The organism is Blautia faecis (assembly GCF_027662325.1).
GTDB classification, from domain to species: Bacteria; Bacillota; Clostridia; order Lachnospirales; family Lachnospiraceae; genus Blautia_A; species Blautia_A faecis.
Map to the genome: position 1 here is coordinate 307,880 of NZ_JAQDKY010000001.1, position 5,781 is coordinate 313,660.

A 5,781-nucleotide genomic window follows, 5' to 3' on the forward strand; every position below is an offset into this window, starting at 1 on the left:
TGGCATTGATTGAACACCCATGTGAGTGAATCAATCTTAATTTCAGTGAAGACTCATCCTAGTTTTCGGACAGTCTCCCCTGGCTGTATTTGTAAGAGTCTGCTATTTTTTCTTTGCCCGTCTGTCTTCTAGGTCTTTCTGGATCCTGGGATATATTTTGTCAATATTTGCATTCAGCAGAATGACAAGTCCGATGGCGGTGACAATAAGCGGAACGTATGTGTAAAGTGCCTTGATGGACTCAAGCGCGCTCGCTGATTTTACAGCTTCGGTTCCCACATAGTTGCCAAGAGCAAGTCCCCATCCGACGATTGCAGATCCAAGCCCGGTGCCGACTTTCATTCCGAAGCTGGTAGCGCTGTAAGTAAGCCCTTCGTTGCGCACACCGGTTTTCCATTCGCCGTAATCCGCAACGTCTGCTACCATGGCGAAGATTCCGGCGGAGTTGGGGATGTGTCCGATACCTCTGACGGCAAGCCCGAGAAGAACCATCGGAAAGCTTGTCGGTGCAATCAGGATAATGGCGTATCCGGCAATTTCCAGAATATAGCCAACTACCATACATTTCCATTTTCCGAATTTCCCTGCCAGCGTCGGGAAGACAAACAGTCCGATCATGATGGGAATATAGTTGGCGAGCGTCATTGTGCCAAAGAGTCCGTCATTTCCCAGAAAATCTTTTGCAAAGTAGATGCCTACTCCTCCGGTGAGTCCCATTGCTGTAAAGTTGACTACAAACAGGAGAGCAACAAGGATGAAGTATTTATTCTGGAAAAGCAGACGGATCGATTCTAGGACTGGGACGGTGCTGTCGGAGTCTTTTGACTCTTCCGTGTTTCGCTCTTTTGTTCCGAAAAATGTAATCAGAAGACAGATCATGCCTGCGATGCCAAAGATGACTGACATGCCGGTCCATCCAAATTCATTTACCATCGGAGTGGTCACATATGAGATCAGGATCATGACAGCGTATACAAAAATGTAACGGATGGAGGTCATGCTGGTACGGTCGTCCTGCCGTCCGGTAACAAGTGACAGCAGGGTAGAATAGGCCAGGTTGCATGCTGTGTATATAAAAACAGCAAGTATGATATATGTAATGACTGCATATACGATTTTTCCAGTATCAGACAGACTGGAAGGAACACTGAAGAGGAGGATCAGCCCGATTGCCATCAGCGGGGCAGTCCGGAGAATCCAGGGTCTTGCTTTGCCCCAGCGCGTATGGGTACGGTCAATGATCGCGCCCATCCCGAGGTCGGAAAAACCATCCAGGATACGGGTGACAAGCATGATGGTTCCGACGACGCCTGCAGTGATTCCGACACTGTCTGTGTAATACATAGTAAGGAATGAGCCTACCACGGTCCAAATAAAATTACAACCTACATCTCCCATGGCAAATGCCAGTTTTTCTCCGAGTTTTACTTTGTAATTCATTGATCTTCCTCCTTTACATTGACGGTTCCCTTGATCAGATCATTGTCATCAGAACTGGAACCGATATATACGTTGTATTCCATTTCCTCCAGTTCAAATCTGTGAGTTTCCGGACGATACCATTTTAATTCTTCGAGGGGACACAGAATTTCAACTTCTTTTTCTTCCCCCGGATCAAGAGTGATCCTCTGAAATCCTTTCAGAGATTTCAGGGGACGGTCCACAGAAGAATTCTGAAAGCCTATATACAGCTGCAAGACTTCCGTACCTTTTCGGGATCCTGTGTTTTTAATTAAACATGACGCGGCAATGTTATGGTCCTTTAGGCGGAAAGAAGCATCCCGTATTTTGAAGTCCGTATAAGAAAGACCGAAGCCATAGTGAAAAGCAGGTTTCTTTCCTTCTTTTTCCAGTTTTTCATATCCATGGTAGTATTCGTAAAACTGATAGTCTGTTTCCCATTCGATCTGAGGGAGATCCTCCTGAGAAACAGGGATCACAAAGGGCAGTTTTCCGCTTGGACTGACGTCTCCAAACAGGATTTCGCCCAAAGCGGTGCCGCCTTCCATTCCCGGATAGTATGCCATGAGGATCGCTTTGACACTGTCCTGCCATTCGGAAGTCAGGATGGTGCTTCCGCCGATCATGACGACAATGGTGTCGGGATTTGCAGTAGAGGTTTCCTGTATGAGACGGATCTCGCTTTTATGCAGTCCCAGGTCATACCTATCCCCGCCCCGGGCGCCGGTATAGGTTTCGTCAAAATTCTGGGTTGTGTATTCACCTTCGTCATTGTAATTATATCCGGCAACGACGATGACGGCATCGGCGGAAGCTGCCAGCTCTTTTGCGTGTGAGAGATTTTCACCTTCGTAGAAGATGACTTCGCTTTCGGACGCTGCCCTGGTGATCCCTTCAAGCAGAGTTACAATATATGGCGGGAATACCTGACTGGATCCGTGATCTCCGAGATTTTCCGCTGTGGCAAGTTTCCCTATGACGACAAGTTTTTTCGTCTGTTTCCTGTCCAGAGGAAGAAGACTGTCCCTGTTTTGTATCAGTGTGATACCTTCCCGCGCGGACTGGAGAGCAAGGGAGATGTGCTCTTTGCATCCGATCACAGAATCAGGATACTTTCCATTCCCGGCATCGCGGAAGCTGATCATGGTCCGTATAATGCGGAGAACCGCATCGTCTATCGTACTTTCGGATACCTGACCTTCTCTTACGGCCCGGATCAGTTTGTCACCGAAATAGGTCGTGCCGCTCATTTCGATATTCTGACCGCCGTTTGCCGCTTCAACGGTATCGCGGACGCCGGATCCGAAATCGCTCATGACGAAACCGTCAAATCCCCACTTGTTTTTTAACACCTGATTGAGCAGGTAATCGTTGTGGCCGCAGTAGCTCCCTTTGTATTTATTATAGGAACTCATAACAGCGGCGGCGCCCCGGTCAATACATTTTTTAAAATGGGACAGAAAGACTTCTCTTTCTGTCCGGGGAGAACATTCGACGTTTACGCTGAACCGTGAAATCTCCATTTGGTTAAACGCAAAGTGCTTAAGACAGGCAATTACATTTTCGCTCTGCACGCCTTCCACGATCGCGCTCCCCATTTCTCCCATGTGAAAAGAATCTTCGCCGTATGTCTCCTGGCTGCGACCCCATCCCGGATGATAGGGAAGGTTCAGGCAGACGCCCCCGAAAAGATTCCCTCCATAAGCGCGGATTTCTTTTGCAATTGCCTTCCCGATTTCTACTTCCAGCTCCGTGTCAAAGGAAGCTCCGCGGAGCATGGCAACAGGAAAGCAGGTGCTTCTGCCCGTACCGCACACAACACCCCGGGAACCGTCACAGAACAGGACGGGAGGAACATTGTACTCGGGAAGTCCTCCGGCACTGCAGGGGATATAATTATAGTGCTTTTCAGGTGACGTGCGTGATTCTGCGAGTATTTTATCTAACGGCATGTCACCGCTCATAAGAGATACCTTTTCTTCCAGAGAAAGTCGGTTTACGATTGCCCGCGCTTCTTCGGTATGTTTTAATCGATATTCTTTACTGCATTTCATAGTGTCAGACCTCATTTGCATATTTTCTTAACAGTTGTTTTGCCTCGTCATAGTGGTAGGGAAGATATCCCTTAACATCCAGTTTCAACGATCGCTCAATGCTCTTTTTCTGGTATTCTCCCGGAGTGACTCCCACTTCGTTCCGAAATGCCCGGTAGAAAGTATTCTCGGCATTAAAACCGCATTGAGAGGCGATATATGGTATGGATAAGTTTGTAGAACGCAGCATGTCTGCGGCTATGCTGATCCGGTGTTCGAGCACAAACTGCTTTGGGGATTTGCCGGTATATTTTTTCATAAACCGATAAAGTGTTTTTTCTCCTATTCCCAGTTTTTTCTGAATGTCAGAGATGACTGACGGAGTACAGCAGTTTTCCTGCAGATAGTCGATGATCTGCATAAAAAGTTCCACGTCGCTGGCAGAAGGCGGACCTGATCTCTGATAAAGGTCGTAGACAGAGTAGTCGATCAGGTCTGCCAGAAGTGAGCAGACATATGCACTGATCCGATAACGGTTGGGCCTGGCAGCCAGTGATTCATATCCGGCTCCTGCGAGGAGTCGCCGATAAGACGCATAGCCGTTTCGCGGCGTCTTTTTCCCGTCCTGGCTGTTCAGGTAAAAATAGAAGAACCCCCTCCGCAGGTCTGCAAACATTTTTTCGGAGATCTGCAGAAAGAGGCAGAGGTTATCTCCGTGAAGTCGTCTTAGGGCATGTACTGTCTGAGAATTAATCAGGATAAAATCCCCTTTTTCAAGAACAAATTCATCAGCGCTCTCATTAACCACCAGCTGGCCCTTAAGTACAAGGATAAATTCATAGTCGTAATGCCAGTGGAAACCGGAATAGTCGATGGCTGTTGTAAATAATTTGATCCGGTTTTCCCCGTCGTGCTGAACTGTTTCATAAATATATGCGCACATAAATATCACCACTTTGGCTTTATATTATAATATGGTAATAGTATACTGTATGTCCGTGAAAAAATCTCTCAATTTTGGTCATACTTTTTCAATTTTTGGACTATAATCACAATATTTTGATAAAAGAGATGTAACTATTCAGAACCCCCTATGCAAAGATAAACTTAGGGCATCCTGAAAAAGCTTTTCTTATTGCGTCATATGCGTTACGCCCCTGCTTATGGGCAGTACCGACATAAGACATGATTTTTAGATAATCTCTGACTACGTCTTCACTTCTGAAGCAGCCGGATACCTTCGTTTTGACCTTTATCATCCTGATATCACGTTCACTTGCTTGATTGTTATCGAACGGAACCTTGAAGTTATGGATAAAAAGGCAGACTGGTGCCTTGTATTTTTCAAGGCGCTCTACCAAGGCAAGAATCTTTTCTTTTTTCTTCCGGCCACGTTTTTTCTCCGTGGCAACCGGAAGAGGATTCTCTTCCCTGGCTTGTTTAATAAGTTTATCGTATTGCTTATCAAACTTATGATAGTGATAATAGCTGAGAGACTCTTTTCCTGCCTCAACCGCTTTATCTTTGACCTTCTTCATCGCTAACAGAAGGTCTATAAATGCAGCTGCCCATTTCTGTTCGGGATAGTTCTCTGTAAGCCCTGTCAATTCCCGTAACAAATGAGCGCAACAAACAGCATGCCGGCAATCCTTGTAATTCCAATAGGATGTCCAGCAGTCATGCATGGCAATCCCGTGAAAGGATGGCAGAACACCACACTGCTCCATGCCAAGATGCCTTCTTTTAGGGCTGATATCAAGATAGGTGAATTCACTATTTGATGCATCATGAACCCACCAGAGTTTCTTATCCACACGGGTTCCTGTTTCATCGAAATGTCCAAGACCCGATTCGGTAATCTTTTGCTTTATTCTGTTTACCGTTTCTGATACAGCATCTGCGTAGCGTTTTACCATGTTGCTTATGGTGCCGGTAGCGATCGGGATATTGAACACACCAGAGAGAATCTCATGGGTTCTTTTTACGCTGACTGCTCCGACTGTATTTAAAGCCACAGATAATGCCTGCAGATTTTCGCCATACTGCACAGTTGACTTCACATTCGTAGGAAATGCCCCTTTTCTGGTATCTCCGTGAAGCATACAGATTGGAATTTCAAGCAGCTGATGTTCGGTTACATTCACAGTCAATGTCATTTAGATAAGGTTTTTTATGATGAAAACAGTATATCATATGCGGTCATGCATTGAAAATACTGTTCAGTTAAGAAATGCTGTATTTTTCAGGTGGACTAATGCGTAGAAAGTAGGTGTATGATGAGTTCAAA

At 45.9% G+C, this 5,781-nt stretch carries 4 protein-coding genes; all 4 read right to left on the reverse strand.

The window, feature by feature from the left end; genetic code table 11:
• Positions 1 to 102 precede the first annotated feature (102 nt).
• The 4 genes from PGQ38_RS01235 to tnpC all read right to left on the reverse strand — a co-directional run bounded on the left by PGQ38_RS01235 (position 103) and on the right by tnpC (position 5,638).
• Positions 103 to 1,440, reverse strand: coding sequence for an MFS transporter (locus PGQ38_RS01235; protein WP_204454168.1), 1,338 nt, complete (start codon positions 1,438 to 1,440; stop codon positions 103 to 105).
• Positions 1,437 to 3,515 carry a beta-glucosidase family protein gene (locus PGQ38_RS01240; RefSeq protein ID WP_204454166.1) on the reverse strand — a complete coding sequence of 693 codons (2,079 nt, stop codon included), beginning with the start codon at positions 3,513 to 3,515 and terminating at the stop codon, positions 1,437 to 1,439. Before PGQ38_RS01240 ends, PGQ38_RS01235 begins: the two co-directional genes overlap by 4 nt.
• 4 nt (positions 3,516 to 3,519) lie before the next feature.
• Positions 3,520 to 4,437 (reverse strand): AraC family transcriptional regulator, encoded by a 918-nt coding sequence (locus tag PGQ38_RS01245; RefSeq protein WP_204454164.1) that lies wholly within the window; start codon positions 4,435 to 4,437, stop codon positions 3,520 to 3,522.
• 148 nt (positions 4,438 to 4,585) lie between these two features.
• Positions 4,586 to 5,638 (reverse strand): IS66 family transposase, encoded by a 1,053-nt coding sequence (tnpC, locus tag PGQ38_RS01250; protein WP_204454162.1) that lies wholly within the window; start codon positions 5,636 to 5,638, stop codon positions 4,586 to 4,588.
• Between the last annotated feature and the right edge of the window lie 143 nt (positions 5,639 to 5,781).

Excerpts from the sequence above, each read along its gene's own strand:
- PGQ38_RS01235 (WP_204454168.1), bottom strand. The coding sequence starts at position 1,440 with ATGAATTACAAAGTAAAACTCGGAGAAAAACTGGCATTTGCCATGGGA.
- PGQ38_RS01240 (WP_204454166.1), bottom strand. The coding sequence starts at position 3,515 with ATGAAATGCAGTAAAGAATATCGATTAAAACATACCGAAGAAGCGCGG.
- PGQ38_RS01245 (WP_204454164.1), bottom strand. The coding sequence starts at position 4,437 with ATGTGCGCATATATTTATGAAACAGTTCAGCACGACGGGGAAAACCGG.